General features: G+C 71.1%; 21 protein-coding genes. 8 read left to right on the top strand and 13 right to left on the bottom strand.

The window, feature by feature from the left end; all coding sequences use genetic code 11:
- Window positions 1–70: 70 nt before the first annotated feature.
- The 4 genes from ACWDYF_RS35680 to ACWDYF_RS35695 form a co-directional block, all read right to left on the bottom strand.
- Window positions 71–220 (bottom strand): hypothetical protein, encoded by a 150-nt coding sequence (locus ACWDYF_RS35680; RefSeq protein ID WP_381741803.1) that lies wholly within the window; start codon window positions 218–220, stop codon window positions 71–73.
- Between the two features lie 133 nt (window positions 221–353).
- A complete protein-coding gene (locus ACWDYF_RS35685; RefSeq protein ID WP_389471058.1) occupies window positions 354–3,305 on the bottom strand; it encodes a helix-turn-helix transcriptional regulator in 2,952 nt (983 codons plus the stop codon).
- Window positions 3,306–3,446: 141 nt separating this feature from the next.
- Window positions 3,447–3,959: a peptide-methionine (S)-S-oxide reductase MsrA gene (gene msrA, locus ACWDYF_RS35690; RefSeq protein ID WP_018570086.1), complete on the bottom strand. Its 513-nt coding sequence runs from the start codon at window positions 3,957–3,959 to the stop codon at window positions 3,447–3,449.
- A gap of 138 nt (window positions 3,960–4,097) precedes the next feature.
- On the bottom strand, window positions 4,098–4,529 hold the full coding sequence (locus tag ACWDYF_RS35695; RefSeq protein WP_389471054.1) for an organic hydroperoxide resistance protein: 432 nt from the start codon (window positions 4,527–4,529) through the stop codon (window positions 4,098–4,100).
- Between the two features lie 261 nt (window positions 4,530–4,790).
- Here ACWDYF_RS35695 and ACWDYF_RS35700 point away from each other — a divergent pair, with 261 nt between their 5' ends.
- The 4 genes from ACWDYF_RS35700 to ACWDYF_RS35715 all read left to right on the top strand — a co-directional run bounded on the left by ACWDYF_RS35700 (window position 4,791) and on the right by ACWDYF_RS35715 (window position 11,351).
- Window positions 4,791–8,690 (top strand): S8 family serine peptidase, encoded by a 3,900-nt coding sequence (locus ACWDYF_RS35700; RefSeq protein WP_389471155.1) that lies wholly within the window; start codon window positions 4,791–4,793, stop codon window positions 8,688–8,690.
- A 188-nt stretch (window positions 8,691–8,878) separates the two neighbouring features.
- On the top strand, window positions 8,879–9,862 hold the full coding sequence (locus ACWDYF_RS35705) for a helix-turn-helix domain-containing protein (protein WP_389471052.1): 984 nt from the start codon (window positions 8,879–8,881) through the stop codon (window positions 9,860–9,862).
- Between the two features lie 178 nt (window positions 9,863–10,040).
- Window positions 10,041–10,985 carry an LAETG motif-containing sortase-dependent surface protein gene (locus ACWDYF_RS35710; protein WP_389471050.1) on the top strand — a complete coding sequence of 315 codons (945 nt, stop codon included), beginning with the start codon at window positions 10,041–10,043 and terminating at the stop codon, window positions 10,983–10,985.
- Between the two features lie 165 nt (window positions 10,986–11,150).
- On the top strand, window positions 11,151–11,351 hold the full coding sequence (locus ACWDYF_RS35715) for a cold-shock protein (protein WP_018569290.1): 201 nt from the start codon (window positions 11,151–11,153) through the stop codon (window positions 11,349–11,351).
- A gap of 271 nt (window positions 11,352–11,622) precedes the next feature.
- Here the strand turns inward: ACWDYF_RS35715 and ACWDYF_RS35720 are convergent, their stop codons facing one another.
- The 5 genes from ACWDYF_RS35720 to ACWDYF_RS35740 form a co-directional block, all read right to left on the bottom strand.
- Window positions 11,623–11,934, bottom strand: a complete 312-nt coding sequence (locus ACWDYF_RS35720) for a cyclic nucleotide-binding domain-containing protein (RefSeq protein ID WP_018569291.1) — start codon at window positions 11,932–11,934, stop codon at window positions 11,623–11,625.
- Window positions 11,931–12,383: a MarR family transcriptional regulator gene (locus ACWDYF_RS35725; protein ID WP_037863325.1), complete on the bottom strand. Its 453-nt coding sequence runs from the start codon at window positions 12,381–12,383 to the stop codon at window positions 11,931–11,933. Before ACWDYF_RS35725 ends, ACWDYF_RS35720 begins: the two co-directional genes overlap by 4 nt.
- Window positions 12,384–13,224: 841 nt before the next feature.
- The gene (locus ACWDYF_RS35730) at window positions 13,225–14,418 is read right to left on the bottom strand and encodes a ParB/RepB/Spo0J family partition protein (RefSeq protein WP_389471046.1); all 1,194 of its coding nucleotides are present in this window, start codon (window positions 14,416–14,418) and stop codon (window positions 13,225–13,227) included.
- The gene (locus ACWDYF_RS35735; RefSeq protein ID WP_389471043.1) at window positions 14,415–15,680 is read right to left on the bottom strand and encodes a ParA family protein; all 1,266 of its coding nucleotides are present in this window, start codon (window positions 15,678–15,680) and stop codon (window positions 14,415–14,417) included. The genes ACWDYF_RS35730 and ACWDYF_RS35735 overlap by 4 nt, the downstream gene beginning before the upstream one ends.
- A 198-nt stretch (window positions 15,681–15,878) precedes the next feature.
- Window positions 15,879–16,703 (bottom strand): hypothetical protein, encoded by an 825-nt coding sequence (locus tag ACWDYF_RS35740; RefSeq protein ID WP_389471041.1) that lies wholly within the window; start codon window positions 16,701–16,703, stop codon window positions 15,879–15,881.
- Window positions 16,704–17,771: 1,068 nt separating this feature from the next.
- Here ACWDYF_RS35740 and ACWDYF_RS35745 point away from each other — a divergent pair.
- From ACWDYF_RS35745 to ACWDYF_RS35755, 3 genes are all read left to right on the top strand, one after another.
- Window positions 17,772–18,887, top strand: coding sequence for a bifunctional DNA primase/polymerase (locus ACWDYF_RS35745; RefSeq protein WP_389471038.1), 1,116 nt, complete (start codon window positions 17,772–17,774; stop codon window positions 18,885–18,887).
- Window positions 18,884–20,446, top strand: a complete 1,563-nt coding sequence (locus ACWDYF_RS35750) for a DNA primase family protein (RefSeq protein WP_389471036.1) — start codon at window positions 18,884–18,886, stop codon at window positions 20,444–20,446. The genes ACWDYF_RS35745 and ACWDYF_RS35750 overlap by 4 nt, the downstream gene beginning before the upstream one ends.
- A gap of 202 nt (window positions 20,447–20,648) precedes the next feature.
- Entirely contained in the window at window positions 20,649–21,032 is a 384-nt protein-coding gene (locus ACWDYF_RS35755) for a DUF6009 family protein (protein ID WP_018569299.1), read from the top strand.
- Window positions 21,033–21,059: 27 nt separating this feature from the next.
- Here the strand turns inward: ACWDYF_RS35755 and ACWDYF_RS35760 are convergent, their stop codons facing one another.
- From ACWDYF_RS35760 to ACWDYF_RS35770, 3 genes are all read right to left on the bottom strand, one after another.
- Complete coding sequence (locus tag ACWDYF_RS35760) at window positions 21,060–21,305, bottom strand: Smr/MutS family protein (RefSeq protein ID WP_018569300.1); 246 nt, start codon at window positions 21,303–21,305, stop codon at window positions 21,060–21,062.
- Window positions 21,306–21,369: 64 nt separating this feature from the next.
- Window positions 21,370–22,287 (bottom strand): alpha/beta fold hydrolase, encoded by a 918-nt coding sequence (locus tag ACWDYF_RS35765; protein ID WP_381741818.1) that lies wholly within the window; start codon window positions 22,285–22,287, stop codon window positions 21,370–21,372.
- A 262-nt stretch (window positions 22,288–22,549) separates the two neighbouring features.
- Window positions 22,550–23,515: an RNA polymerase sigma factor gene (locus ACWDYF_RS35770; protein WP_389471030.1), complete on the bottom strand. Its 966-nt coding sequence runs from the start codon at window positions 23,513–23,515 to the stop codon at window positions 22,550–22,552.
- Between the two features lie 195 nt (window positions 23,516–23,710).
- Between ACWDYF_RS35770 and ACWDYF_RS35775 the strand changes: the two genes are divergently transcribed.
- Window positions 23,711–24,577, top strand: coding sequence for a L,D-transpeptidase family protein (locus ACWDYF_RS35775; RefSeq protein WP_037892012.1), 867 nt, complete (start codon window positions 23,711–23,713; stop codon window positions 24,575–24,577).
- Here ACWDYF_RS35775 and ACWDYF_RS35780 read toward each other — a convergent pair.
- Window positions 24,567–25,814: an NAD(P)/FAD-dependent oxidoreductase gene (locus ACWDYF_RS35780; protein ID WP_389471027.1), complete on the bottom strand. Its 1,248-nt coding sequence runs from the start codon at window positions 25,812–25,814 to the stop codon at window positions 24,567–24,569. The two genes, ACWDYF_RS35775 and ACWDYF_RS35780, sit on opposite strands and share 11 nt — an antisense overlap.
- Between the last annotated feature and the right edge of the window lie 36 nt (window positions 25,815–25,850).

The following is a 25,850-nucleotide window of genomic DNA, read 5'->3' on the forward strand; positions in this document are numbered from 1 at the left end:
TTCTGAGGAATTTCACAAGTCGACTGCCTTTCCGTCCGGTTGCCGGGTCACAGGGAGTCGTGACCGGCTGTCACAGGGGCTCGTAACCGGTGAGGGGGTCCTCGTCCGGGGCTGCCTCGTCCGGGGCCTCGGTGGCGTCGGGCGCGGGCGGCTCGCCGTCCGGATCCGGACCTACGTATTCCGGTACGAGGTCGCGCAGGTGCTCGGGGGAACTGCTCACGTGCGGTGCTCTCTCCAGTCCCACTGGGTGTGCTCGCAGGAACATGTGCGGCGAGTATCACGACGGCGGGGCGGCCGGAGCGATTGGGCAAGTGACCTAAAAGAAGACGGCGGACGCTGCCGCCGGGTCGGCGCTACGCTCCCGGGTCCGCGTCCCCGGCCGGTCCCGCCGGAGTGATCCCGGCCCGCAGCGCGCTCACGGCCAGCGCCGTCCGCGAGGTCACCCCGTGTTTGCGCATGGCCGACTTGAGCTGGGCGGCGATCGTCTTGGGCGAGCGGCACAGCGCACGGGCGATCTCCGGATTGGTCAGCCCGTTGAGCATGTGCCGGACCGCCTCCAGCTCGCGCGGGGAGAGCTGGTCGCCGTAGCCGCGCGGGCCGCGCACCGGACCGCCCGGGTCGCCCGGCGACGCCTCGTGGCCGGTGGCGGCGGCGAGCCGGGAGACGGCGTACGCCGCACCCAGCTCCCGGAGACCCGCGCGGGCCGTCTCCGTCAGCGCCGTGGCGGCCTTCCGCCGGCCCGCCCGCGCCAGGCACCGCGCCTGGGCCGCGCGGGCGAGCAGCACCGCGTACGGCCGGGGCAGGACCTCCCAGGCGGTGGCGGCGTCCGCCCACGCGGCCGCCGCCCGCGACGGCGGCTGGCGCACCTCCGCCACCACGGCCCGGCAGGTGGCCAGCGACGCCCGGGTGGCGGGCGCGACGGAGCCGTGGGCGCCACGGGCGAACGCGGCCGCCAGCCGCGCGGCCTCGGCAGCGCGCCCCGCCGCGACCAGGGCCTCGGTGCGGGCGGGGGCGATCTCGGTGGCGGCCAGCCAGACGCCCTTGCGGACCACGAGCCGCATGCCCTCCTCGGTCAGCGCGAGGGCCTCGTCCAGGCGGTCCTGTGCCAGCCGGACCCGGGCGAGCGCGGCGGCCGACTCCAGCGACATGTCGAGGATGCCCCGGCGCCGTGCCTCGTCCGCGACCCGGGCGAGGCTGTCGGCGGCCGTGTCCTGCGCGCCGCGCGCGGCGGCCAGCAGACCGGTGACCAGGCAGGTGTCGAGCTGGATCAGCGGCTCCTCGTCGATGGCGGCGAGCGCGGCGGCCCGCTCGGCGAGGCCGTCCCAGGCACCGGCGTGCCAGTCGAGGTGGACGAGGGTGGTGGCCGCCATGTCGCGCAGCCGCAGATGCCCGTGGGCCCCGGCCGCGTCACGCCCGGCGGTCAGCCGGCGCCGTGCCTCGTCGTGGTAGCCCCATCTCATCGCGGCGTCACCGATGTTGAGGACCGCCCGCGTCACGTCCAGCACGTCCCGGGCGGCGGTGGGGGCCTCGGGTATCTCGCGCGCGGCCTCCCAGCCGGCCGGGTCGCCCAGCTCCAGCAGCGCGGTGACCCGCTCGACCAGGAACGTCAGCCGGTGCTCGGCCGGCAGCGCGGTGCGCGCCAGCGCGGTGACCCGCTCCAGCCAGCGGCGGTGCACGGCCACCGGACAGGACGCCCCCGACAGCCGGGACAGCGCGCTCATCGCGGTCGCCGCCTCCAGCGGCCGGTCGGCGAGTTCGGACACCGCGCGCTCCAACTCGGCCGCGCCCGCGTCGTACTGCCCGACATGCAGCAGCATCCGGCCCAACTGCTGCCGCACAAGACCGCGTTCGGCGGTGTCCAGGCTCGCGTCGTCCAGCAGTGTGCGCAGGGTGCGGACCAGGTCGGTACGGCCCCGGTGGCCGGAGAAGGCGAAGACGGGGAACTTCCCGCACAGCCGCACCACGTCCGCCGCGGGCAGCGCGCCCGCGTCGAGGACGCCGTGCACCATCGCGACCGCCGTCCGGTGGTCGCCCGAGGCCAGCGCGAGATCCCCGGCCCGCTCGGCGTACCGGCACCAGCGTGCCGTGTCGCCGCCCGCCCGGAAGTGGTGGGCCAGCCGGGCCAGCGGCGCCGGGACGGCGTCCTCCAGGGCACGCCCGGCCGCCAGGTGCAGGGCGCGGCGCTGCCCGGCGGGGATGGCGTCGTACACCGCGCGGGCGGCCAGCACATGCCGGAACCGCAGCTGCCCCGAGGCGTCCTCCGCCAGCACGCCGCCGCGCACGGCCGCCGCCAGAGCGGCCGTGGCGCGCGGCCCGGGGATCCCCCCGACCCGGGCGACGAGCCGGTCGTCGGCAGGTTCGGTGAGCACGGCGGCGGCGCGCAGCACCTCCTGGACGTCCGGGTCCAGCCGGGCGAAGCGTTCCAGGACGGCGTCCCGGATGGTCGGCGGCACACTGATGTCCTCCAGGGTGCGCCGCACCCACTCGCCACGGGCCCGCACCAGGTCGGAGCGGTCCCGCAGCAGCCGTACCGACTCCTCCACGGCCAGCGGCAGCCCTTCGGTGCGCCGGTGCAGGAACCGGGCGAAGGCGTCCGAGACATGTTCGTCGTCGAGCATGGAGGAGACCAGTGCGGCGGTGCCCGCCACGGTCAGGGGCGCGAGGCAGAGCCGGACATGGGCGGCGCCCACGGCCGGCCGCGCGGACAGCCGCAGCAGCGGGGAGCCCGCCGCGGTCTCCTCGGGCCGGTAGGTGACGACCAGGCTGATCCGCCGGGGCCGCCGGGCGGCCACGAACAGCAGGAAGCCGAGCGTGGCGTCGTCCGCCCAGTGCACGTCCTCGACGACGAGGATCTCGGTGCCCAGCCGGTCCAGGAGTTCGGCGAGCGCGCGGAACAGGCGGTGCCGTGCGGCTCCGGCGTCATGGAGGGGTTCCGGCGCCGGGGGCAGCGCGTGGGCCCACTCCGGGAACAGCGGACGCAGCGCCCCGGCCAGCGCGGTGAGCTCCAGACCGGCCGGTCCGGTACGGGACTGGCGTACCGCGTCCACCACCGGGCCGAGGGTCAGCGCCTCCTCGAACGGCGGGCACACCGCCACCAGCGGGCCGCGCGCCCGTACGGCGGGGGCGCCCAGGGCCTCCTGGAGCAGCCGGCTCTTGCCCACCCCGGCCTCGCCCTCGACCAGCACCGTCGCGGGGCCGCGGCTCAGCGCGCCGACGACCTGTTCCAGTTCGGCGCGGCGGCCGACCAGGCGCGGAACACGCACCGGGACGGCGTCCGGTGCGTCGTGTGCCGTCGATTGCTCCACTGGTCACCCTCCTGCGTCGGCAAGGGCCGATGGAGCACCAGTGTGACGTGTTCACACCTGGAAGTTCCAGAAACGTGTCTCGCTGTTCACCTCTCTTGTCCTGTCCCCTGGCGCCGCCCGCTCCCCGCGGTGCGGGACGGCTCAGCCCTCGGCGCGCCGGGGCAGCCGCCAGTTGGGGCGCGGGAAGTGGCAGGTGTAGCCGTTCGGGTAGCGCTGGAGGTAGTCCTGGTGCTCCGGTTCGGCCTCCCAGAAGGGGCCCGCGGGCGCGACCTCGGTGACCACCGGGCCCGGCCACAGACCGGAGGCGTCCACATCGGCGATGGTGTCCTCGGCGATCCGGCGCTGCTCGTCGTCGAGGTAGAAGATGGCGGAGCGGTAGCTGTCGCCGATGTCGTTGCCCTGCCGGTCCTTCGTGCTCGGGTCGTGGATCTGGAAGAAGAACTCCAGGACGGCCCGGTAGTCGGTCACGGCCGGGTCGAAGGTGATCTCGATCGACTCGGCATGGCCGTCGTGGCGGCGGTAGGTCGGGTTCCGCAGCTCACCGCCGCTGTATCCGACCCGCGTGTCCAGCACACCCGGCTGCTTGCGGATCAGCTCCTGCATCCCCCAGAAGCAGCCTCCTGCCAGCACTGCCTTCTCCTCGGCGTCGGCCATGACATCTCCCCTTTTCGTTCCGTGTCTCATGTTCGTCCGTGTTCCCCTGACCAGCGTCGCACACGGTCCTCGGCCTCTCACACCGGTGGTGCTGGTGCCGTGGCAGGTGGCGGCCGGTGGCGGGGTGGTTCTCGTTCGTCAGGCGGTGGCGGTGGTGGCGTTGAGGGTGACGGGGATGTTGCCGCGGGTGGCTTTGGAGTAGGGGCAGATCTGGTGGGCGGCGTGGGCGAGTTCCTGTGCGGTGGTCTGGTCGACTCCGCCGAGGACGGGGTGGAGGGTGGCGGAGAGGGTGAACTCGCCGTCGTCGCCGTGGGTGAGGGTGATCTCGGCGGTGATGGCGGTGCTGGTGAGGCGGATGTGGCGGGTGGCGGCGGCGCGGCGCAGGGCGCCGAGGAAGCAGGCGGCCCAGCCGGCGGCGAAGAGCTGTTCGGGGTTGGTGGCGTCACCGGCGCCGCCGAGTTCCTTCGGGATGGCCAGGGTGTGCTCCAGCAGGCCGTCCTCGGAGCGGGCGGTGCCGCCGTTGCGGCCCTCGCCGGTGACAGCGACACGGGCGGTGTAGGTGACGGCCATGACGGTTCTCCCTGTGTGTACGGGTGGGTGTTCGGGGTGTGCCTCCTTCCCTGGTGACCGGACTCTCTAGTCACCTGTTCAGGCGGTGACGTCATCATGGCAGGCATATGTGTCACCAGTCAAGGGGGTGACTTCTGAGGCTGTCATGGTTGCGCCATGTCTCACCTGCGCCAACGGAATCCAGTGACACAAAGTTCACCCCCGTCGGATTCTGTCCAGCGCGTGAACTCAGTCCAGCCACCGAGGGAAGGCATGGCACCGATGAGACAGATCCGCCTGATGGCGGCGACAGCGGCAGGCTTCGCCCTGGCCGTGGGAGCGGTGGGAGCCGTGACCCCGGTGACCGCCGCCGCGCCCGGCACGGGACCGGCGGTCACCCCGCGGACCCACCCGGCGGCGTCCGCGACCGGAACGGCCACCGTACGCCTGATCACGGGCGACACCGTCACCGTGGAGACGGGCACGGACGGGCACCGGACAGCCACCGTGCGCCCCGGAACCGGCCGTGACGGCATCGTCTTCCACACCTACGAGCAGGACGGCCGCATCTCCGTGCTGCCGTCCGACGCCCAACCCCTGGTGTCGGCGGGCCGGTTGGACGGTTCGCTGTTCGACGTCACCGCCCTTCTCGCACAGCGCTACGACACCGCCCACACCTCCGCGCTCCCGCTGCTGATCGGCACCGCCGACGGCGCCTCGGCCCCGGCCGCGCGCCGACTCACCGCGTTCGCCGAGCAGTCGGCGGCGGCGCAGAAGAAGCGGAAACCCCAGAAGAACCAGAAGAACCAGCAGGACCAGCAGGACCAGCAGGACCAGACGGCCGGGACGGCCCGGCAGGCCGTCGCTCCCCCGCGCGACCTGCCCAGCATCCACGCCCGCGCCCTCAGCGTCCCACAGCAGGACCTGGGCCGCTTCTGGGACCAACTCGTCCCGGCCGCCGGGGCGTCGCGGACCGCGTCCGCGCTCGCCGCCGTCCCGCGCGTCCGCCTGGACGGCCGGGTCCGCGCCGTGCTCGACCGCAGCACCGCCCAGATCAACGCGCCCGCCGTCTGGCAGAAGGGCGACCGCGGCGAGGGCGTCAAGGTCGCCGTGCTCGACACCGGCGTCGACCAGAACCACCCCGACCTGGCCGGACGGATCTCGAAGGCCCAGGACTTCTCCGGCAGTTCGGGCCCCGGCGACGTCTTCGGACACGGTACGCATGTCGCTTCCATCGTCGGCGGCAGCGGCGCGGCCTCCGGCGGCACCCGCAAGGGCGTGGCGCCCGCGGCCGACCTGCTGATCGGCAAGGTGCTCGGCGACGACGGCTACGGCACCGAGTCGGCGGTGATCGCCGGCATGGAGTGGGCGGCGGCGCAGGGCGCCAAGGTCGTGAACATGAGCCTCAGTTCGGACACACCCAGCGACGGCACCGACGCGATGAGCCTCGCCCTGAACGAACTGAGCCGCAGCACCGGCACCTTGTTCGTGACGGCGGCCGGAAACAGCGGCGCCGACGGCGCGAGCACCATCGGCGCGCCCGCCGCGGCCGACGACGCCCTCACCGTCGGCGCCGTGGACCGCGACGACTCGCTGGCCGACTTCTCCAGCCGCGGCCCCCGGGCCGGTGACGGCGCGCTCAAGCCGGACGTGACCGCACCGGGCGTCGGCATCGTCGCGGCCCGCGCCGCGGGCACCACCATGGGCGACCCGGTGGACCAGTACTACACGGCCGCCTCCGGCACCTCGATGGCCACCCCGCACGTGGCCGGCGCGGCCGCCCTGGTCGCCCACGAGCACCCCGACTGGACCGGCGCCCAGATCAAGGACGCGCTGGTCAGCACCGCCCGTACGATCGACGGCCAGAAGGCGCCCGAGCAGGGCGGCGGACGCATCGACGCCTCCGCGGCGGCCCTCGGCCCGGTCACCGCGACCGGCAGCCTCACCCTCGGCTCCTTCCACCCCGGGGACGCCCCCCGCACCGCGACCCTGCGCTACACCAACACCTCCGGCGCCGACATCACGCTGGCCCTCAGCCCGCGGCTGACGGACGCCGGCGGCCGCCCCGCCCCGGCGGACACCGTCCGGCTCTCCTCCCCCACGGTCCGCGTCCCCGCCCACGGCACCGCCGCCGTCACACTGACCGCCGACACCGGCAGGACGGGCCGCGGCACCTACTACGGCTATGTCACCGCCACCATGTCCGGCGCCCCCGCATCCGTCGTGCACACCACCCTCGGCCTGACCGTGCACGCGCCCGTGCACCGGCTCACGGTGGTGTCGTACGACGAGCACGGCAAGCGCGTGCCGCTCCAGCCGGTCATCTGGGGCGCCGACGGCTTCGAGTCCTACCAGGACCCCGCGCACGGCATCGCCGAGGTCGAGGAGGGCACGTACCAGGTCAACGAGACCTTCCTGGTCGACGCCCAGGACGGCCAGGAGATGCGCGAGGTCGTGCTGCCCGAGGTGAAGGTCACCAAGGACACCACCGTCACCGTGGACGCCCGCGCCACCGTGCCCGTCGAAATCCGCACCCCCCGCCCCGCCGAGCAGCGCGGCGCGATCAGCTACCAGACGTACCGCGCCCTCGACGGCCACAGCCTGCTCCAGGGCACGATGTACTTCGACCTCGCCAAGCGCGTCTACGCCAGCCCCGCTCCCCCGGTCAAGGAGGGCACGTTCGAGTTCTCCTCCCGCTGGCAGCTCGTCGCGCCGCTCCTGGAGACCCGGGCCGCCGGTCTGCCCGGCACGCTGAACACGTACTACATGCCCGCCTCCCCGCTGTTCGGCGAGCGCGGCGCGACCCTGGAGGCCGCCGACGCGGGCGATGTCTCCGCCCCCGCGCTCGGCCGGGTCCGGGGCCGGATCGCGGTCCTCACCAACACCACCTGGGTGAACGAGGCCGACGTCGTCGAACGGGCCGCCGCCGCGGGCGCCAAGGCCGTGCTCCTGGTCCAGTCCGACGACAACCCCTGGACCCGCTGGCGCCCCGACGGCGACCGCTGGGCCGCACCCACCGTCCGCATCGGCGCCACCGACGGAGCACGGATCCTCGCGCTGGCCCACCGCCACCCGGAGCGGCTGACCTTCCACGGCACCTCGCGCAGCCCCTACCTGTACGACGTGATGCAGATCAGCAAGCAGGAGATCCCGAAGCACATCACGTACACCGTCTCGGAACGCACCAGCGCCACCGTCCGCACCACCTACGCGGACAACGGCGGCGCCGGCTGGGCGTCCGAACAGCGCTTCGCCCGGCGGCCGTTCCAGCAGACCACCTGGAACCAGTACAACCGCTTCGTGCCCACCGGCTTCACCCGCACCGAGTACATCAGCGCCGGTGACACCGTCTGGCAGCACCTGGTCCACCACACCACGGTCTTCGACCAGGACCAGCCGCTGGCCATCGGCGAGCGGGACACCCCGCGCACCTACCGGGCGGGCGAGCACAGCGCGGAGACCTGGCAGGGCGCCGTCGTACGCCCGTCGATCCCGGCCGGGACCACCCACCCGACCACCCGCACCGGCAACGTACTCAACCTGTGGATCCCGGAGTTCACGGACTCCCAGCCCGGCCACTGGACCCGGCTGCTGGAGGGCGGCTTCGGCGTCGGCACCAGCTCCGGCACCGCACCGGCCGCGACCGGCGACACCACCGCGGCGGTGCTCTACCGGAACGGGAAGAAGTACGCCGACCTGCCCAGCACCTGGCTGGACGCCGAGGTCCCCGCCGAACAGGCCGACTACCGCCTCGATCTGACCACCTCCCGCACCGAACCCGAGTGGCACTACGCCACCGCCACCAGCACGTCCTGGTCGTTCCGTTCGCGGCGCACCGAGCAGGCCGTGCCGCTGCCGCTGCTCCAGCTCGACTACGACGTACCCGTCGACGCCCGGAACACGGTCACGGCCCGCGGTTCCTACGGCGTCGGTGTCACGGTCCGCGCCCAGAGCGGCGCCCCCGCCCCCCGCGGGGTCACCGTCCGGGTGGAGACGTCCACCGACGGCGGACGCACCTGGCACACGGCCCGCACCGGCCACCGCACCGGCACCTCCTTCCGGGCCACCGTCGCCCCGACCGGCCACGGCACCGCCTATGTGAGCCTGCGCGTCACGGCCCAGGACTCCTCGGGCAACAGCATCCGGCAGACCGTCGAACGCGCCTGGGCGGAACGCCGCTGACCGCGGCCTGAAAGGCACCTCCACGACGAGGTGAGGGCGAGCGGTGGGATCAACCGCTCGCCCTTACGCCCCTCTTCACCCGTCTTTCGCACCGATCACCCCATTCCCTCTGCCCTACAGTCGTCAACCAGGGCCAACGGCAAGCGGGGAGGACGTGCGGGATGCTGGAAGCCGCTGGAGTCTCACAGATGCAGGAATCCGTCTACCGCGTGCTCGTGATGTCCGGCCACGCCACGGTCGACGACATCGCCCGGCGCACCGGCATACCCCGCGCCGACAGCGCGAAGACCCTGGAGGCGCTGGTCGCCATGGGTCTTGCCACCCACGCCGACGGCGCCCCCGGGCGCTTCCGGGCGGTCCCGCCGGACGTCGCCCTGCTCCCCCGCATCAAGCGGAACACCGAGGCCCTCGACCTCGCCAGGACCGAGGCTGCCCGGCTGATCGAGACACACCGCGAGACGGTCCGCCGCCACGACGCCGGCCAGCTGCTCGAAGTCATCACCGGCGCCGAGGCGTTGCGCCAGCACCTCAAGCAGATCCAGACCCACGCGCGCGAGGAGATGCTCTGGTTCTGCAAGGCCCAGTACGTCGCCATGCCGTCCGGCAGCAACACCGAGGAGTACGAGGCCCTGGCCCGGGGTGTGCGCTACCGCGTCCTGTACGAGCAGGCGTTCTTCGACGACGAGGGTGCGGTGGACAACGTTGCCACGGGGATGCGGGCCGGAGAGTCCGCCCGCGCCGTGCCCAGCCTCCCGCTGCGGCTGGCCGTCGCCGACCGTTCCGTCGCCATCTTCCCCCTGGTCCCCGGCGGCCCCCAGGGCAGCCCCGACGAGCCCACCACCGCCCTGGTGCGCGACAGCAACCTGCTGAGCGCCCTGGTCGCCCTGTTCGAGAGCTACTGGGAGAACGCCGTCCCCCTGCACCTCACGGACGCCACGGGCCCGCAGACCCTGCTCACCGAGGAACCCGCCTCCCCCCGCACCCGGCTCTCCCCGGTCGACAGCCGACTGCTGTCGCTGCTCGTGGCGGGAGTCACCGACAAGGCCATCGCCTCCCATATGAGCCTGAGCCGCAGAACCGTCCAGCGCCGCATCCAGTCGCTCATGGAGCGCGCCGGTGCCGAGACCCGTATGCAGCTCGCCTGGCAGGCCGCCCGGCGTGAGTGGCTGTAAACACATATCTTGCCCTGTACACCCCTCCGACCGGGGCGACTTGACATTCATGTGGTGAAACGTGTGTGGTGACCTCGATCCGCTGCCCCCACATGACTAGAACGCCACACTCACACACCTGGTCACGGCGGCGCCGACACCAGGTGTGTGAGCGTGCCACCAGGAACGGAAGACTTCCATGGCAAGAGCCCGCCATTTCGCGCTGGGATCCGTGCTGAGCACGACCGCGGCCGTGCTCCTCGTCTCCGCAGGCAGCACCTTCAGCGCCTACGCGGCGAGCGCCTCCGGTGCCGGTGCGCAGCAGAGCTCCTTCCACCCCAACCAGAACGCGGCCGGCAGCCGGGTCGACTCCCCCTGCCGGTTCTCCGTGGACGGCCACACCTGGCTGCCGAGCAGCGAGGCCCGCAAGCTCGACCTGTCGTCCGGCGACAACGACAAGCTGCACATCGGTGTCCGCGCGGGCAAGGGCGACACCTGCACGGTCTCCCTCGCCGCGTACCTCACGCACGGACCGAGCTGGCAGACCTCCGGCAAGCAGGAGTTCCTCGACTTCGACACCGTCACGGTCTCCCACGGCGCCACCGGCCAGCTCACGATCACGGCGCCCGGCAAGGACTGCTTCACCCAGATCGACCTCTACAAGGGCGACGTCAAGCACGACGGCAAGACCGCCGATCTGCCGGAGGGCCCCGACCACCCGGTGTTCACCGGCAATCTCATCGCGGCCTGGCAGGGCGGGACCACGGTGTGCCACGTCCCGGAGACCCCGTCCACGCCCACTCCCTCGGCCTCCACCTCCACCCCGCCGGCCGAGTCCACCCCGCCCGCGACCCCGACACCCAGCGCTTCGCAGCCCTCGGCCCCGGGCACCCCCACTCCGTCGGCCTCGGTGCCGTCCAGCCCCTCCACCCCGTCCACTCCGGCCACCACCACGTCCACGGCCCCGGCCGGGGCGGTGCCGGTCACTCCCCGGCCGAGCCAGTCGGGTGATTCGTCCCAGCCCCTCGCGGAGACGGGCAGCAGCAACACCGTGCCGCTCGCGGCCGGCGCGGCGGCCCTGGTGGCGGCGGGCGCCGGTGCGCTCGTCATCGCCCGTCGTCGCCGCACAGCACAAAAGGGCTGACGACACACACGTTTCCGCAGGCAGGAGAAGTCTCGTGCGAAACGTGGTTCCGACTTACCATGGTGACGGCAAAGGCGGAACCGGGCTGCGGCCGAAACGTTCCCGCCCGAGCGGGCCCGCCACGGACAAGGTTGGCTGGGTCTCGGCTTAGACGAAGGAAAGTACATGGCAAGCGGCACCGTGAAGTGGTTCAACTCCGAAAAGGGCTTCGGTTTCATCGCCCAGGACGGCGGACCTGACGTCTTCGCGCACTACTCCAACATCGCGGGCAACGGCTACCGCGAGCTGGTCGAGGGTGAGCAGGTCACTTTTGACGTCACCCAGGGCCAGAAGGGCCCGCAGGCAGAGAACATCGTCCGCGGCTGACTGTTCGCGCGCACGGGGCACTGTCCCGGAGAATCGTTCTGAGCGAAGAATCGAACAGTTCGAACAAGCTCCGGGACATTGCCCTGACAGCAGGAAAGGCGTCCTGCGGATCGCACCTCATGTACGTCACGTCAATGAGGGACGATCCGCAGGACGCCTTCTGTTGTCCGTTCTGCTGTCCGGACAGTCCGGACAGTCCGAACCTCGGGAAGCATCCGGGGAAGTACCGGTCGGCGCCCGCCAGTTCGGAGCGGTGCCTTGCCGGTACCGATCAGGTCGCGCGGCGGAGCGGAACGACGACCCGCTCCCCCAGCCGCCCCGGAACGATCCGGTAGTACTTGATATGGCCGATCTTCTCGGTCTCTTCCAGCCAGCCCAGACCGATCACCTGCTTGCGCGTCCGGGAGAACACCGGCGGTGCCATCCCCACCAGCTGGGCCAGCTGCGCCGCGGTCTCCAGTACGGCGCCGGAGCGGTCCGTCGGGTGCAGGGCGTACAGCATGACGACGAGACGCTGGTTGGCGGTCATGCCGGCCGTTGCCTCCAGCAGCTTGAGGTTCTGCTGCTTGTCGTCACTGGTCACTTTGCCTCCCACCGTGCTGGAGTGTTCTCGTCGAAGCCCGGGATGTCCGGCGGATTGCACGTCCTCACCGCTTCACGCTGCTCCAGCCCTGTTCCATGGAAGGCAATGTACGGGCTGATGCGGTAGAAGTTGTAGTTGCCGATGCGTCCCCGGACAATCAGAACCCGATGCTTGGCGAGCTTTCTGTTGATCTTCCCCACCGCGTCCGTCGACATGCCGACCCGCTTGGCGATGTCCGCTCCGGTGGCTCTCAGCGGTTCCATACCCTCGGGTGAGACACCGATCCACCACAGGACGAGGAACTTCTGACTGGGCGTGAAGGCCTTCGACTCCGTGATGGCCTCGACCCGCGCCTTGTCCACCTGCGTATGCCTCCCTGAGAAGGCATAAGGCGCATAAGGGACCGGCTCGCCGGTGTCGGCGTCGACCAGTCTGCGTACTGCTCCCAACAGGCCCTCCATGCGTGGGGCATTGGCATTGATGCACTGTTCATCCAGGGCGACCCTCAGGCCGACCACATGAACCTAACGTACATGAGCAGGAAGTCAATCAACTCCGCTCGTCGACCGTGTCGCTTGTCCTCCACACAGCGCATCGAGGGTCCGTCACCTGGTCCTCGCCCGGCCGTTTCTCGGCCGTCTCGCGGCCGTCCCCCGGTCGAGAGATGTACGTGACGTCAATCTGCCGCTGTTCTGGAACAGCGGTGCCCAGTTCCCTCGGACGTACTGGCAGTTCCTGAGAACCGTGTGGCAGATCGAGGAACAGCGGTGCCAGATCGAGGAAACCGGGTGATCAGTTCCTGGGAACCGAGTGCCCAGTTCCCTCAGCCGTGCATGACGATCCGCTGAACTGCCTACCAGTCCGCAGGATCTTGGTCCGGCTCTGCATTTCCGCAGGTCAGAGGCGGTTTCCTCGGCGGACGCTCTCTTACTTCGTCCAACGCGCCGCGGGCCCACCGCCCGGCCCGTCCCCTGCCGAGCTGTTCCGACCTGTTCTGCCCTGATGCGGGCCCCACTGTTCCTGTACCACGGAAAGCCAGCCAGTACGCGCCCGCGGTCGACAGCTCAGGCGCGCGTGTGTCTCCAGCAACCCCGCACTCGGCCCAGCCACGCTTGAGGAAGAAGGAAGGCGCCACGGCCGGGAGTCGGGCACCGGCGGTCGGAAGGTGAGCGCCTGGGCGCGGCACGGGTGCGGAGACCGATGTCCCTCCCCCGGCCTATTACGCCGTAATAAGGCCGTCCCCCTATTACGGCGTAATAGGGGGACGGCCTGAGTGATGACGCTTGGGGCTCAGCGGGTGTTGCTGGGGGACTCCAGCCGCTCCTGCTGATGCTTGTTGAGGATGACGAGCATCCGGTCGAACTCGGTCGGGGTCATCTTGCGGATGAGGTGCATCGCAAGGAAGGCCCCATTGTCGTAGGGCAGTCGGCGAGCAGCCGAGGAGCTGGAGTCGGTGAGGTCGGGTTCAGCGACGGGGGACGAGCGATCGGACCGAGGTTCGGGAACGGTCTCCGGAGCCGGGGCAGGCCGCGTGGGCACGGACGGGACGGACGGGGCGGACTCCCCCGGGCTCGTCGGTTCTGCCGCCGAGTCCGCGGAGTCTGCCGAGTCCTCAGACTCCGCGGCGGACGGATCCCACGGCTCCTCCGCCTCCTGTGGGTGCCCTTCCGTTTCGACTTCCTCCGCTGGCTCCGCTACCTCCTCTGGCTCCGATACCTGCGGAGCCACCGGCGTCACCGGGCTCACCTGAACGGCCGCTGCCGCCTTGCGCTCCGCGTCCTTGCGCAGGCGCTCGGCCTTCAGCTCCTCCAGCGCCTCCGCCTGTCGCTCCTGCGGTTCCTTCGCCACCGCACGCAGCAGCTCGACGGGTTCCTCACCGACCACGGCCTGAAGCTGCGGAGAGAGATTCAGCAGGGCGAGCCGCTGGGACACCCAGCCCTGCGACTTGCGCAGCCGCTTGGCCAACTGGACCTGGGAGCCATGGATGGAGAGCAGCCGCTGAAGGGCACGCGCCTCGTCCAGCGGGTCCAGGTCGTTGCGGTGGATGTTGGCGACGAGCGCGGACTCAAGGATGGCGTCGCCGTCACTCCCCTGCTCGTCGTCGACCATCACATGGAGATGCGTGAGGCCGGCTTCCCGGGCGGCGGCGAGGCGGCTGCTGCCGTCGACGACGACATGCGTCGTGTCGGGCTCCAGATCCTTCTCGCGCTCGGGGTTGGCCTTGATGTAGGCATCGCGGTTCATGACCGTGATGGCCTGCTTCTGGCCGTGCTCCTTGAGGCTGCCCGTCAGTTCGGAGAGATCGCCGAGGGAGGTGCGGGGGTTCTCGGGGTTGGGGCTGATGCGTTCGACGGGCACCCGGGTGGGCGGGGCCACCCCTTCGGTGGGGACGCCGGTGGCGGCGCCGATAGCGGCCCGGCGGGCGCTGACCGGCCGGGCGCCTCCTCCAAAGCGCCCTGCTCCCAGCTGGTCGGCCTTGCTCATGAGATCTCCCGTGCCAGGGCGCGCATTCCGATGGCCTGCTGCGAGGAAGGGGCGTAACTGAGCAGCGGCTGCTTCATCCGCACCGCTTCCTTCTGTTCTTTCAGGTCACTGATGAGACCGACGACCCGCGGATCCTTTATGTCGATCCAGCCCTGGAGGGAAGAGGTGGCGATGTAGCCGCGTCGGCCGTCGTAGAGGTTGACCACGATGCCCAGGTAGTCGATGTCGAGCCCGAGGTCGTTGCGGAGGTCCTCGATCTGGTTGGTGAGCAGATCGTAGGCGTCGGCGGAACTGTCCTCGGCCTGGACGACGATGAGCGCCCCGGACTGGCCCGGCCGCTCGCTGTCGCGCCGACGCCCGTAGTAGGCCGCCGCGTCCATGCTGAGGCCGAGGCTGGGCGGGCAGTCGACGAGGATCACGTCGTAATCGGCTTCCAGCGGAGTGAGCGCGCGTTCGAGAGCGGCCTCACGGGCGCGTACGGCGGAGAGCCGGACGTCCAGCAGGAAGGCGTCGTGGCAGGCGGGCAGCAGGTGCAGCCGACCGCCGAAGTGGTCCTCGTCGATGGAGACGATCAGATCCCGCAGCTCGCCCTTGGGATCCCCGGCCATGTGGTTGGTGAGGCTGTCGCCGTTCATCGCCAGGGGAGCGGCCCCCAGTTGATTGGTGAGGTGGCACTGCGGGTCGAAGTCGACCAGCAGGACACGGAGACCCAGACCGGGCAGCTTCTCGATGCCGAGGGGGTCGGCGCCGCTCTCGCTCTCGTCGCCATCCGCGTCACCTGCACGGAGCGCGGCGGCGAGGGCCTTGGCGACACGGACGGGATAGAGGCTGTTGGAGTCCTCGGACAGTGCCTCACCCACACCGGCGGTGATGGCCGTCTTGCCGACCCCGCCCTTCTGGTTGCAGACGACGATGCGGCGGGTGATGTCCGGGCGCCGGACATCGGGGGCCGGGTTGGTGTCGAGCCAGAGCTGGACGGACTGGGCGAGTCCCTGGATGAGGGAGACCCTGCGGTCCTCCGCGATTCCACGGAACTCCTCCCACTGCCCAGGGGGGAGGAAGGTGGAGAAGGACTCGGCTCCGGCGGTGTCGACCGAGGCCGTGGCGGAGGCCAGACCGCACCAGGCGCCGATGCCCTGCTCCACGGCGGTCTGGATCTCGATGCCCAACTGGGCTGTTCTGACCTTGAGGTTCTGCCGGAGCCATCCCGGCAGTTTGGAGACGACCTTCGCTCGGTCGTTCGAGGTGGCTGGCATACTCATGGCGCTACCTTACTAACGCCCATGATCAACCGCAGCATCGACACGTTAGTTAGTGCGACTTGGTGAAGCGTCAGAGAGCTCTGTCTGTCCCTTCAGACTCCCTCATCCCTATTACGGCGTAATAGCCGGGGCTGGTTCATGGCCGTCCGGACGCCTCCCATGGGCCTGCTCTCCGGGGAGCCTGGGGGGGCGGACCTATTACGGCGTAATAGCTGCCGCCTTCATGAACTCGACGGCGGCGGTCACTGCGCAGCGGGCATCCTCGGTGAGCCCCACCGGACGGGCCGTCCGCTCCTCGTGCCGAGTCAGGGCTCGAACGACCGCATCGAGATAGCGATGAAGGCTCACCATCTGAAGCGGCGTATGGCAGTGGGGGAGTACCGCTTCGATCTCCTCCAGCCAGTAGTCGGCGTCCTCGTCGAGGTGCAGCGCGTCCCGCTGTTCCAGAAGCCGGGTCGCGACAGGGACCAGAAGCCGGTGCCGTTTCTCCGCCTCTTCCTGCGCACGGCGTTCTGCGGCCTGTTCGAGGATGAGCCTCCGCTCGGCGCGCAGCACTGCCTCGGGTGTCCGGCGGACCGGCTGGGCCTGAGGGGTCTCGTCGGTGAGCGCGGTGGCCCGGAGTCGCTTCGCCTTGTTGTACGCCGCGCTCGGCGCGTTCACCGCGAGCGGGGGAGCGAGGTGGGCCCAGTGGGCGCCTGCCTCCCGGGCATCGTCCACCGCTCGCACCTGGTGGAGTTCGGCCTGCTCCTTCACATACTCCCAGAGCAGCACCCGCTTCAGGGCCGCGGTGCGTCGTACCTCGGCGGGCTGGCCTCGCAGGGCGGGGGAGTGCTTCTCCGCGTACAGCAGTGCCCCGTACAGCTCGTCGTCGGCCGGCATGCGTTCGATGTCCGGGTCCTCGGCCTTCTCATGGAACTGTCGCAGCTCCCCGACCAGAGCAGCGGCATCCAGCGGGCCGATCCGGACAGGGGGCTTGACCAGGGGTTTTGTGGTTCGGAGCGAACTTCGCGCGCGCTTGGCCATACGGGGATTGTGCCTCCCGCAGACCCGTTTCACAGAATGTGAAACATCTCAGCGAGGCTCGTGAACGGCCCGATCGCTGCTGGAGAAGCCCTGGGAAGCGGCTTGAGTCAGAGGTGGGACGCCGGGCGGAGGGTACGACAGAGGCTATTACGGCGTAATAGCTCAGTCCCTCGGCCTGCGGGGCTCTCGGCCCCGGTCGGCATGCACAGGCTCATGACCTGGAGACGGGAGCAGGGACCGAAAAGGTTCACGCTTCTTCCCGGAGTCCTGGAAGTCGGCGCGCAGTGGGCGCCGGAACGGTCCCTCCTGAGGGACCGAGTGGGCCAGGGTCCGAAGGCCAGGGGCTGAAAGGGTCCGGGTCCCTCTTGGTCCCTGAGCTTCAGTCCCTGGTGTTTTCGCAGGTCAGAGGCATCTTGCAGGTCCAGAGAGGGACTGTAGGGACTGAAAGTCGCAATTATGACGTAGACAAGACATGTGATTCCTGTACGCGGGCGCGTATGTCACTCATGTTCATGTTCAGCTCATAATTGGCGAGTTCAGTCCCTACAGTCCCTAATCCGCTGGTCATACGTCTCTGACCTGCGAAAACGTTCAGGGACCCAACAGGGTCCCTGAACCCTCCCGGACCCTGGCTTTTGGTCCCTGGGTCGCTTCGGCCCCTCTGCCCCGGTCTTGAGGGTGCCCACGAAGCCCTGGCTTATATGACAATCATCAGTCCCTTCAGCCCCTAGAGTGGGAAACCGCTGGTCCCTGGCCCGGGGGAGAGGGACCGACCGGCTCCGGGTCCCAGGGACCGAGGACGGCGGGCGGGCACGCGAGACTCACCGCAAAGGGACCCAGGGACTCAAGGGACCCGGAAAACTGATAGAAACGGCACGCGGCCCAGAACAGACCCACTTTTCGGACGATGAGCTCTAGACTCTTTTCGCACTAGAGTCCCTTCGGTCCCTGATGGCGTGTCACTGCCAGCCAGGTGTCCGTGCAGTGAGCGAACGACGAGACGTGACGAGGACGATCCCCGTGCCGCGCGAAGGTGAGAACCGCGAAAGTGCAGCCCGAGTCGGGCCCGTGGCTCCGCATGCCGTCGCACGGTGGTGCGCCGCGCAGGGCTGGCCGGTCCACCCCCTGGCCCCCGGGCGCAAGACGCCGGCCGGGAACTGCCCGGACTGCCGGACGCACCGGCACGACCCCGCCGACTGCCCCTGCCTGCCCGCAGGCCGCCCCTGTCACGGCTTCCACGCGGCGACCACCGACCCCGACCGCATCGACCGCTGGTGGAGCGCCAAGCCCTCGGCCGGGGTCGGCGTGGCCTGTGCCCCCGCGGACCTGGTCGTCATTGACATCGATGCCCACGCGGCTCCGGTCGCCGACCGCTCACGGCTGCTGCCCGGCATCCCCATCCCGGAGCAGGTCAGCCTGGACGGACTGGCCTCGGGCTTCGACACGCTGGCGCTGCTGGCCGCCTACCGGGGAGTTCCCGACCCCGCGGCGGACGAGGCGACGCTGCGGGTCCGGACGCCCTCCGGGGGGCTGCACGTCTGGTACCGCAACCCGGACCCCGCGACGCGCTTCCGCTGCTCCACCGGGTCCGGCAGCAAGGCCGCGCTGGCCTGGCAGGTCGATGTGCGCGCCGACGGGGGCTACATCGTGGCCCCCAGCACGCGTACCCCGCAGGGTGTCTACCAGGCGGAGGGCGAGGCCAGGACCCCGGCGCCCCTGCCCGCCTGGCTCAGGGACGAACTCACCCGCACCGGGCATGTGGTGCCCGACGCCTCCCTCACGGCCCCTCCAGAGCCCTCAGGAGCCGCTGTGGCGCCTGCGGGGGGATCTGTGGCCCCGGATGCCCCGAGAGCCCCACAGGCCGTCACAGGCCCCTCCAGGGGCTTCCGTCCGCCCCGGCGGGAGGCGGCCGCGCTCCACCTCCTCGACCCGCTCATCGCGCAGATCGCCGGATGCGCCGCGGCCGCCGAGGGCATGGGCTTCTCGGAGAAGCTCAACCGGGCCGCCTACACCGCGGGCGGACTGGTCGGGGCCGGCCATCTGGACCACGCCCCGATCCGGGACCGGCTCGTCAGAGTCGCCCAGTACGCACGTCCCTGGCAGCAGGCCAGAAATGAAACGATCGTCGACGACGCCCTTGCCGTAGGGTCTGCCCGCCCTCTCCACCTCAAAGGACGTCCATGAGCAGCAGTGCCGGAAGCTCGCCGCGCTTCGACCCGCAGGCTGCCGCTCAGCAGATGCTCGATCTGGAGGCGGCTGCCCAGCCCCCCGGGGCGGCGCTGGTGCCCGCGCAGACGGTCCCTGAGGCCCCCTCAGGACCGCCCCCGCTCCCGCCGCCCGGCGCCTTCGGCGTGCCGTCGCTGCCGCCGTCGCTGTCGGACCGGGGCAACGCCCGGCTCTTCGTGCAGATGCACCGCGACCAGTTCCGGCACGTGGAGGGACTGGGCTGGTTCGCCTGGGACGGCTACCGGTGGAAGCGCACCGGCGGCGAGAAGGCCGCGCTGTGGGCCGCCGGGGAGATGGCCGAGGAGATGCCGGACACCGATCCGCGCGGAGTCTTCAGCAACCGCGAGATCGCCCAGCACAAGCGGCGCACCCTCTCCACCACCGGCATGAAGGCCCTGCTCACCCAGGCGAAGGCCTCGCCCGACCTCTCGGTGGATCCGGACTGCCTGGACGGCGACCCGTACGCGCTGTGCACCCCGGCGGGCGTGGTCGACCTGCACAACGGCCATCTGCGCAAGGCGGATCCCACGCGGGACTTCCACTCCCGGGCCACGAGCGTGGCCCCGCAGCGCATGGACACGCCGCGCTGGCACCGCTTCCTCACCGACACCTTCGGCAGCGACCCCGAGGGTGAGGAGATGATCGACTTCCTGCACCTGCTGCTGGGGTACTCGATCACCGGTGACGTGGGCGCCCAGGTGCTGCCCTTCCTGCACGGCGAGGGCAAGAACGGCAAGTCCGTCCTGCTGGACATCATGATCCAGATCCTGGGCGACTACGCCGACGCGGCCCCGCCCGGCTTCCTGATGGACCGGGGGGCGTTCTCCGAGCACTCCACCGAGCTGACCGAGCTGCACGGCCGCCGGCTCGTGGTGTGCAGCGAGCTGAAACCGAACGACAAGTTCGACGAGGCCCGGGTGCGCCTGCTGACCGGCGGCGACAAGATCAAGGCCCGCCGGATGCGGCAGGACTACTTCTCCTTCACGCCCACCCACCACCTGTGGCTGCTGGGCAACCACCGCCCCGAGGTGTCCACCGGCGGCTTCGCCTTCTGGCGCCGTATCCGGCTGCTGCCCTTCACCCGGACCGTCCCGGCCGAACGCCGGATCGACAACCTCGCCTTCGAACTCGTCCGGGACGAGGGCCCCGGCATCCTGCACTGGCTCATCGAGGGCTCCCAGCGCTACCTGGCCACCCGCGACCCGCTGGAAGGCCCCGACCGCGTCCGCATCGCCACCACCGCCTACGCCACCACCGAGGACCACATCGGCCGCTTCCTCGCCGAGTGCTGCACCCGGGACGGCGGCGAGGCCGGACGCGAACTCCGCGTCGAGCAGGGGCTGCTGTACACGGAGTACAGCTCCTGGTGCAACGCGGGGGAGGGGATCAGGCCCGCGACCCCGAGAGCCTTCGCCAACCGGGTCCGCCAGGACGTCGGCGTGGCCTCGCCCGCCGACATGATCAAGTCGAACGGACGCAAGTACTACCCGGGCATCGCCCTGTTGGAGCACCCGTGAGAAGGGCCGCACTTCGGGCGTACTCAGCGGTCGGCCTGCACCCCGACCGGCGGGAGCTCTACGATGGAGGGCAGGTCCCGCATGCGGCGGCTTCCACCAGAGGCTCCGCCACCGGCCGGAGCGAGGGCCGGAACGACACGTTCACATGCCTGGGCACGTCCCCCTTGGTGGGGAGCACGCCGACGAAGGAGGGGCTACAGCCATGAGCTCGCTACTGACCGAGAGCGACCTCATCCACGAGGAAGAGGTGGTGTGGCTGGAGAACCCCGAAAAGCTTGACTACGTCCGTCAGGCCCTGGACAAGACCAAGCGCCGCAACACCAAACCGCCCTACGCCCGCGACGGGCGCATGGTCGGGTACGCGCTGCTCGACGAGCAGGCGTCGCCCGACCCGGACAGCGGTCTGTACAAGCGCCGCGTCTTCTTCCTGCTGCCGCACGACCGCGACAGCCTGCCCGACGGCCTTTACCGCGAGGGAGCCCCGGGCGAGGCCGTCGACCCGCGCACCATCGCCCCCAGGAAGCCGGGGGCGAAGACTCCCCGCTCGCAGTGCGGCTCGCTGCCCATAGCGACATCGGCGCCCTGAGCCCGCGCCGCGGACAGCCGGGCGGCCTCAGCTGAAGTACACCAGCACGCGCCCGGAGTTCTTGGTGTCGACCTCCCGGCGCACATAGAGCCTGCGGATGTGCTTCTGGTCCAGAAAGGCCAGGACCCGGTCCCGGAGCCGCCCCGAGCCCTTGCCGGGGATGATCTCCGCGACCGGCACGCCCGCGTGGGACGCCCTGAAGAGGAACTGACGCATCGCGAGTTCGATGTCCCGGTTGTTGCGGAACACCGGGTGCAGATCGAGCGACATCATCGGGATCCTCCTCAGGGAGCGGACCGCTTCCGGCCGGGTGCGGGCGGGGGCAGCCGCCCCGGTCCTACAGGCTACGGTTCCCGGTTCCCTCCCCGGCCGTCTCCCGTACGAAGGCGAGCACCGCCTCGTTGAACCGCTCGGGCTCCTCGATGTGTCCCATGTGACCGCTGTCCTCCAGGACGAGGAGCCGGGAGTCGGGGATCAGCTCGTCCAGCTCCAGGCCCCAGCGGAGCCCGCAGATCACATCGTGCCGGCCGACGACGACCAGCGCGGGCACGGTCAGACCCTTCAGAGCGGCGCGGTCGTCGATGAGGTCGGGGGAGAGGTCCTCGTCAAGACCCGAGATGAACGTGGCCCGCAGCGCGTCCCGGAACGGGGCCAGCTCCTCCTCGTTCTCCCAGTAGTGGGCGAAGTACGAGGGCAGGACGCCCCGGGCGACCGCCACGGTGTCCTCGTCGGTGGCCATGCCGGACATCGCGCCGAACGCGGCCAGGACACCCGGCAGACCGGGGTGACCGGCGTGCTCGGCCGCGAACCGCTCCACCATGCGGCCCGCCTCCTCGCCGTGCTCGGGCCCGGTGACCGGAGCACCCTCGTACAGCACGACCCCCGCCAGCCGCTGCGAGCGGTGCAGTGCGTGATAGGCGGCGACGAACGCGCCGTGCGAATGGCCGAGCAGATGGACCTGGGGGACGCCCAGCCGGTTGATCAGCACTTCCAGGAAGCGGCTGTAGCGGTCCCGGGTGTAGCCGTGCGGGTGCGAGGGGAGGCGGCCGGACTCGCCGGTGCCGATCGGCTCGACGTACACCATGGTCAGGTGCTCCTCCAGCGCGGGCATGCGCAGATAGTCCCAGTGGATGCCCGGCCCCCCGGAGTGGGCCAGGACCACGGGACCGCTGCCGTGGACGTGATAGCGCTGGGTGATGCCGCCCACCTCGAAGGAGTGGGTACCGGGAGTGAGCGGACCGGGAGTGATGCTCATGAGGGTCTCCGCGTGATGTGAGGGTGTGTTCTGACACCGACACGACGCGAGTGGTGGTCGAGAGTTCGAAGACCTGGCTGTGATCCATGTCACTCCGGTCTCGGTGAAGGCTATTACGGCGTAATAGCCCGAGAGGGTGAGGGGGCAGCGGTGCCCACCGGGCGGACCTATTACGGCGTAATAGGTCGAGGGTGCGAGGCGCGGGGCGCGGGCCGGAGGGCGGGCCTATTACGGCGTAATAGGGGGACGCCGTCCGGCTGGCTCAGGCAGCCGCAAGGTGCCCGGCGTCAGCGGTACGCGGCGCGTGCACCAGGCGCAGCTCGCCGATACGGCCGTCCCGGAGGCTCATGATCCAGGCGACGCCGGGCGGGCAGTGATCGGGGGCGTCCGGCGGGTTGATCAGGTCCATCTCCCACACGACCAGTGACCGGCCGGCGACGACATGCCGGGGCCGCTGACGCACTCCGGCGGACAGGTCGGAGTCCATGCCGACCAGGATCAGCCCCACGCCGCCGAGCCGGTGGCCGCCGCTGAGCAGCGACAGCTCGGGGGAGTAGCGGTCCTTGACGACCTTGCCGAACTCTCCGCGTTCGGCGGCGGCGAGTGTCTCGTGCGCCTCCAGCCAGCTAGCCTCGGTCCGGCGGGCCGTGTCGTCGTGCCGGGAGGCCGAGGTCTCCGCGAGCGCCTGGGTGAGCAGACCGCGCGCCTGGTGCAGCCTGCTGCGGACCGTGCCGACCGGGACACCGCACGCCTCGGCGATCTGCTGGTACGAGGTCACCCCGGTCGAGAAGTAGCGGAGCACCACCGGCAGCCGCAGTACTGGGGAGAGCTTCTCCACGGCCTCCCAGATCCAGTCCCGCAGGGCATGCCGGTGCAGCAGTTGCTCGGGGGAGACCTCGTCGGGCGGCAGCGGGACCTCGTCCACCGGCTCGGTGCGCCGGGAATCGCGCAGCAGGGACCGGCAGGCGTTGCGCACCACCATGCGCAGCCACGGTCCCACGGCCTCCGGATCGCGGACGTCGACGATCCGGCGCAGCGCGATCAGCGCCGCCTCCTGCATGACGTCGTCGACATCGGGTCCGGGGCCCAGCAGGCTCAGGGCCACCGCACGCATTCCCGGGCGGTGGCGCTCCAGCAAGGTGCCGAGCGCCGCCGCGTCGCCCCGCTGCGCGGCACGGGTCAGCAGCGCGTCCTCGGTCCGCGCGATGTCCTTCAGCGCCGTGTCCATGTGTTGCCTCCGGCCCTGGATCCCGTATGCCGCATGCCGCCGAGTCCGAGGATACTCAAAGCGGCGGAACCATCAGATGGGTGTGAAGACGGTCAAGTGGAACACACATGTGCGCGGCGGAACCGCCGACCGTGATGTGTCTCATATCGGTGGGGTGCTGACGAGTTCCTGAAAGGTGTTCGACATCCTGGGACCATGGCTTCACCGAGCAAGCAGACCCCCCGAGGGCGCCATCGGGCGCCGACGGCGGGCGATCAGATCCTCGCCACGCTGTCGCGGGCGGGCGGCCGCCTCCCGCTGACCGCCGCCGCCCTGGTCGTCGCGGCCACCGTCACCGGCTGCGGGTCGACCGGAACGGGGGCGGCACACGACGCCCCGGCCGCCGCCGGGCAGACCACGGCCGCCGCTCCCTCCGCGCGGGACCAGCCGCGCACGATGTCCGGCGGCGGCGACAACGCGGCACCCGAACTGCCCACACAGCTCCCCGGGTTGGGCCCCAAGACACTGTCGCAGGTGCCCGCGGACGCTCGGCAGGTCGTCCTGGTCACCGGCCAGGGCAAGGACTCCAACCGCTCCGGGGTCGTGCTGTACCAGCGCACCGGGGACGGCTGGAAGGCGGGCGCGACCTGGGCCGCGCACAACGCGCTCAAGGGCTGGACCGATGAGCACCACGTCGGTGATCTCCGGTCGCCCATCGGTGTGTTCACCCTCAGCGACGCCGGAGGCAAGCTGCCCGACCCGGGTTCCAAACTGCCGTACACCCGCTCCGTGTCCGGGTACACCGTCGGCGGTCTGGGCTTCAACGGCGAACCCCTCGCCGGGGCCTTCGACTACGTCGTCGCCATCGACTACAACCACCAGAAGGGCACGACCCCGCTGGACTGGACGCGTCCCCTCGGCGCGGACCGGGGCGGCGGCATCTGGCTGCACGTCGACCACGGTGGCCCCACCCACGGGTGCGTGAGCATCGCCAAGCGGCACATGCAGGAACTGCTGCGCGCCCTCGACCCGGCGCTGCACCCCGCCGTCGTGATGGGGGACGCCGCCTCGCTCAGCAGGTGAGGCTCTCCGGCTGCCAGGGCGCGTGCTCGGCCACCAGCTCCCGCAGGGTGCGCAGTTGGCGGAACATGCCCATCCCGAGGGCGGCGACGACCCGGCCGTCACGGACCCGCACCGCCGTGAACTTCCGCTGCGCGGGGTCCCCGTCGACGACCTGCGTCTCACCGGCGCCCCGGGCCAGGCCGAACACCTGGAGCCGCAGGCCGTACTGGTCCGACCAGACATAGGGGACCGTGCGGAAGTCGGCCGCGGCCTCGGGCCCGGCCAGGATGTTCGCCGCGACCGCGCGGCCCTGTTCGGCGGCGTTGGTACGGTGCTCGATCCGCAGCCGGGTCCCGGAGACCGCGTCGGGCCAGGACGCCACGTCCCCGGCGGCCCACACGTCGTGCCCGGCGTACAGCCGGCTGTCGCACTCGACGCCGTCGCCCAGCGGGAGGCCGCTGCCCGCCAGCCATTCGGTGTTGGGCAGCGCACCGATGCCGACCAGCACGACATCGGCGGGGACCGACGCCCCGCCCGCCGGGCCGCCGTCGGTGCGTACGCCGGTGACCCGGCCGTCCTCCGTGAGCAGTCCCGTGACGCGTGTCCCCGTGACCAGCCGGACCCCGTGCTCGCGGTGCACCTCGGCCAGCGCGTCCGCCAGGACGGGGCCGACGACATCCGACAGCGGGGCCTCGCCCGTGGTGATCAGGGTGACCTCGCAGTCGAACGACCGGGCCACGGAGGCGGCTTCGGCGCCGACGAAGCCGCCGCCCACGATCACCAGCCGCGGCCGGTCAGCCAGTGCTGCCCGCAGGGCCAGCGCGTCGTCGACGGTGCGCAGGACGTGCACCCCGGACACACCGGCCGTGCCGGGCAGGCTGCGCGCCCGCGCGCCGGTGGCCACGACGAGGCTGTCGTACGGCACTTCGGTCCCGTCGGCGAGCCGCACCCGGTGGGCCCCGGTGTCCAGGGCGCGGGCCGGGACACCCAGCCGGAGCCGCACGTCCAGCTCGGTGTACTCCTCCGCCGGGCGCAGCAGCAGCCGTTCGGCCTCCCACTCACCGGACAGCAGTTGCTTCGACACCGGCGGCCGGTCGTAGGGCGGATGCGGCTCGTCGCCGATCAGCGTGAGCGGGCCGTCGTAGCCGGACCGGCGCAGCGTCTCCACGGTGGCCGTGCCCGCCGCCGAGGCACCGACGACGACCACTCCGGCGCTGCCTGTTCCCGAGGCGCCGGTCACGGATGCTGCCTGGGCCATGTCTGATCCTCGGCTTGTGGTGGGATGATCCGCCGC

This window comes from Streptomyces sp. NPDC003284 (genome assembly GCF_053589675.1).

Excerpts from the sequence above, each read along its gene's own strand:
- msrA (WP_018570086.1), bottom strand. The coding sequence starts at position 3,959 with ATGGCCGACGCCGAGGAGAAGGCAGTGCTGGCAGGAGGCTGCTTCTGG.
- ACWDYF_RS35695 (WP_389471054.1), bottom strand. The coding sequence starts at position 4,529 with ATGGCCGTCACCTACACCGCCCGTGTCGCTGTCACCGGCGAGGGCCGC.
- ACWDYF_RS35700 (WP_389471155.1), top strand. The coding sequence starts at position 4,791 with ATGAGACAGATCCGCCTGATGGCGGCGACAGCGGCAGGCTTCGCCCTG.
- ACWDYF_RS35705 (WP_389471052.1), top strand. The coding sequence starts at position 8,879 with ATGCAGGAATCCGTCTACCGCGTGCTCGTGATGTCCGGCCACGCCACG.
- ACWDYF_RS35710 (WP_389471050.1), top strand. The coding sequence starts at position 10,041 with ATGGCAAGAGCCCGCCATTTCGCGCTGGGATCCGTGCTGAGCACGACC.
- ACWDYF_RS35715 (WP_018569290.1), top strand. The coding sequence starts at position 11,151 with ATGGCAAGCGGCACCGTGAAGTGGTTCAACTCCGAAAAGGGCTTCGGT.
- ACWDYF_RS35730 (WP_389471046.1), bottom strand. The coding sequence starts at position 14,418 with ATGAGCAAGGCCGACCAGCTGGGAGCAGGGCGCTTTGGAGGAGGCGCC.
- ACWDYF_RS35735 (WP_389471043.1), bottom strand. The coding sequence starts at position 15,680 with ATGAGTATGCCAGCCACCTCGAACGACCGAGCGAAGGTCGTCTCCAAA.
- ACWDYF_RS35740 (WP_389471041.1), bottom strand. The coding sequence starts at position 16,703 with ATGGCCAAGCGCGCGCGAAGTTCGCTCCGAACCACAAAACCCCTGGTC.
- ACWDYF_RS35750 (WP_389471036.1), top strand. The coding sequence starts at position 18,884 with ATGAGCAGCAGTGCCGGAAGCTCGCCGCGCTTCGACCCGCAGGCTGCC.
- ACWDYF_RS35755 (WP_018569299.1), top strand. The coding sequence starts at position 20,649 with ATGAGCTCGCTACTGACCGAGAGCGACCTCATCCACGAGGAAGAGGTG.
- ACWDYF_RS35760 (WP_018569300.1), bottom strand. The coding sequence starts at position 21,305 with ATGATGTCGCTCGATCTGCACCCGGTGTTCCGCAACAACCGGGACATC.
- ACWDYF_RS35765 (WP_381741818.1), bottom strand. The coding sequence starts at position 22,287 with ATGAGCATCACTCCCGGTCCGCTCACTCCCGGTACCCACTCCTTCGAG.
- ACWDYF_RS35770 (WP_389471030.1), bottom strand. The coding sequence starts at position 23,515 with ATGGACACGGCGCTGAAGGACATCGCGCGGACCGAGGACGCGCTGCTG.
- ACWDYF_RS35775 (WP_037892012.1), top strand. The coding sequence starts at position 23,711 with ATGGCTTCACCGAGCAAGCAGACCCCCCGAGGGCGCCATCGGGCGCCG.
- ACWDYF_RS35780 (WP_389471027.1), bottom strand. The coding sequence starts at position 25,814 with ATGGCCCAGGCAGCATCCGTGACCGGCGCCTCGGGAACAGGCAGCGCC.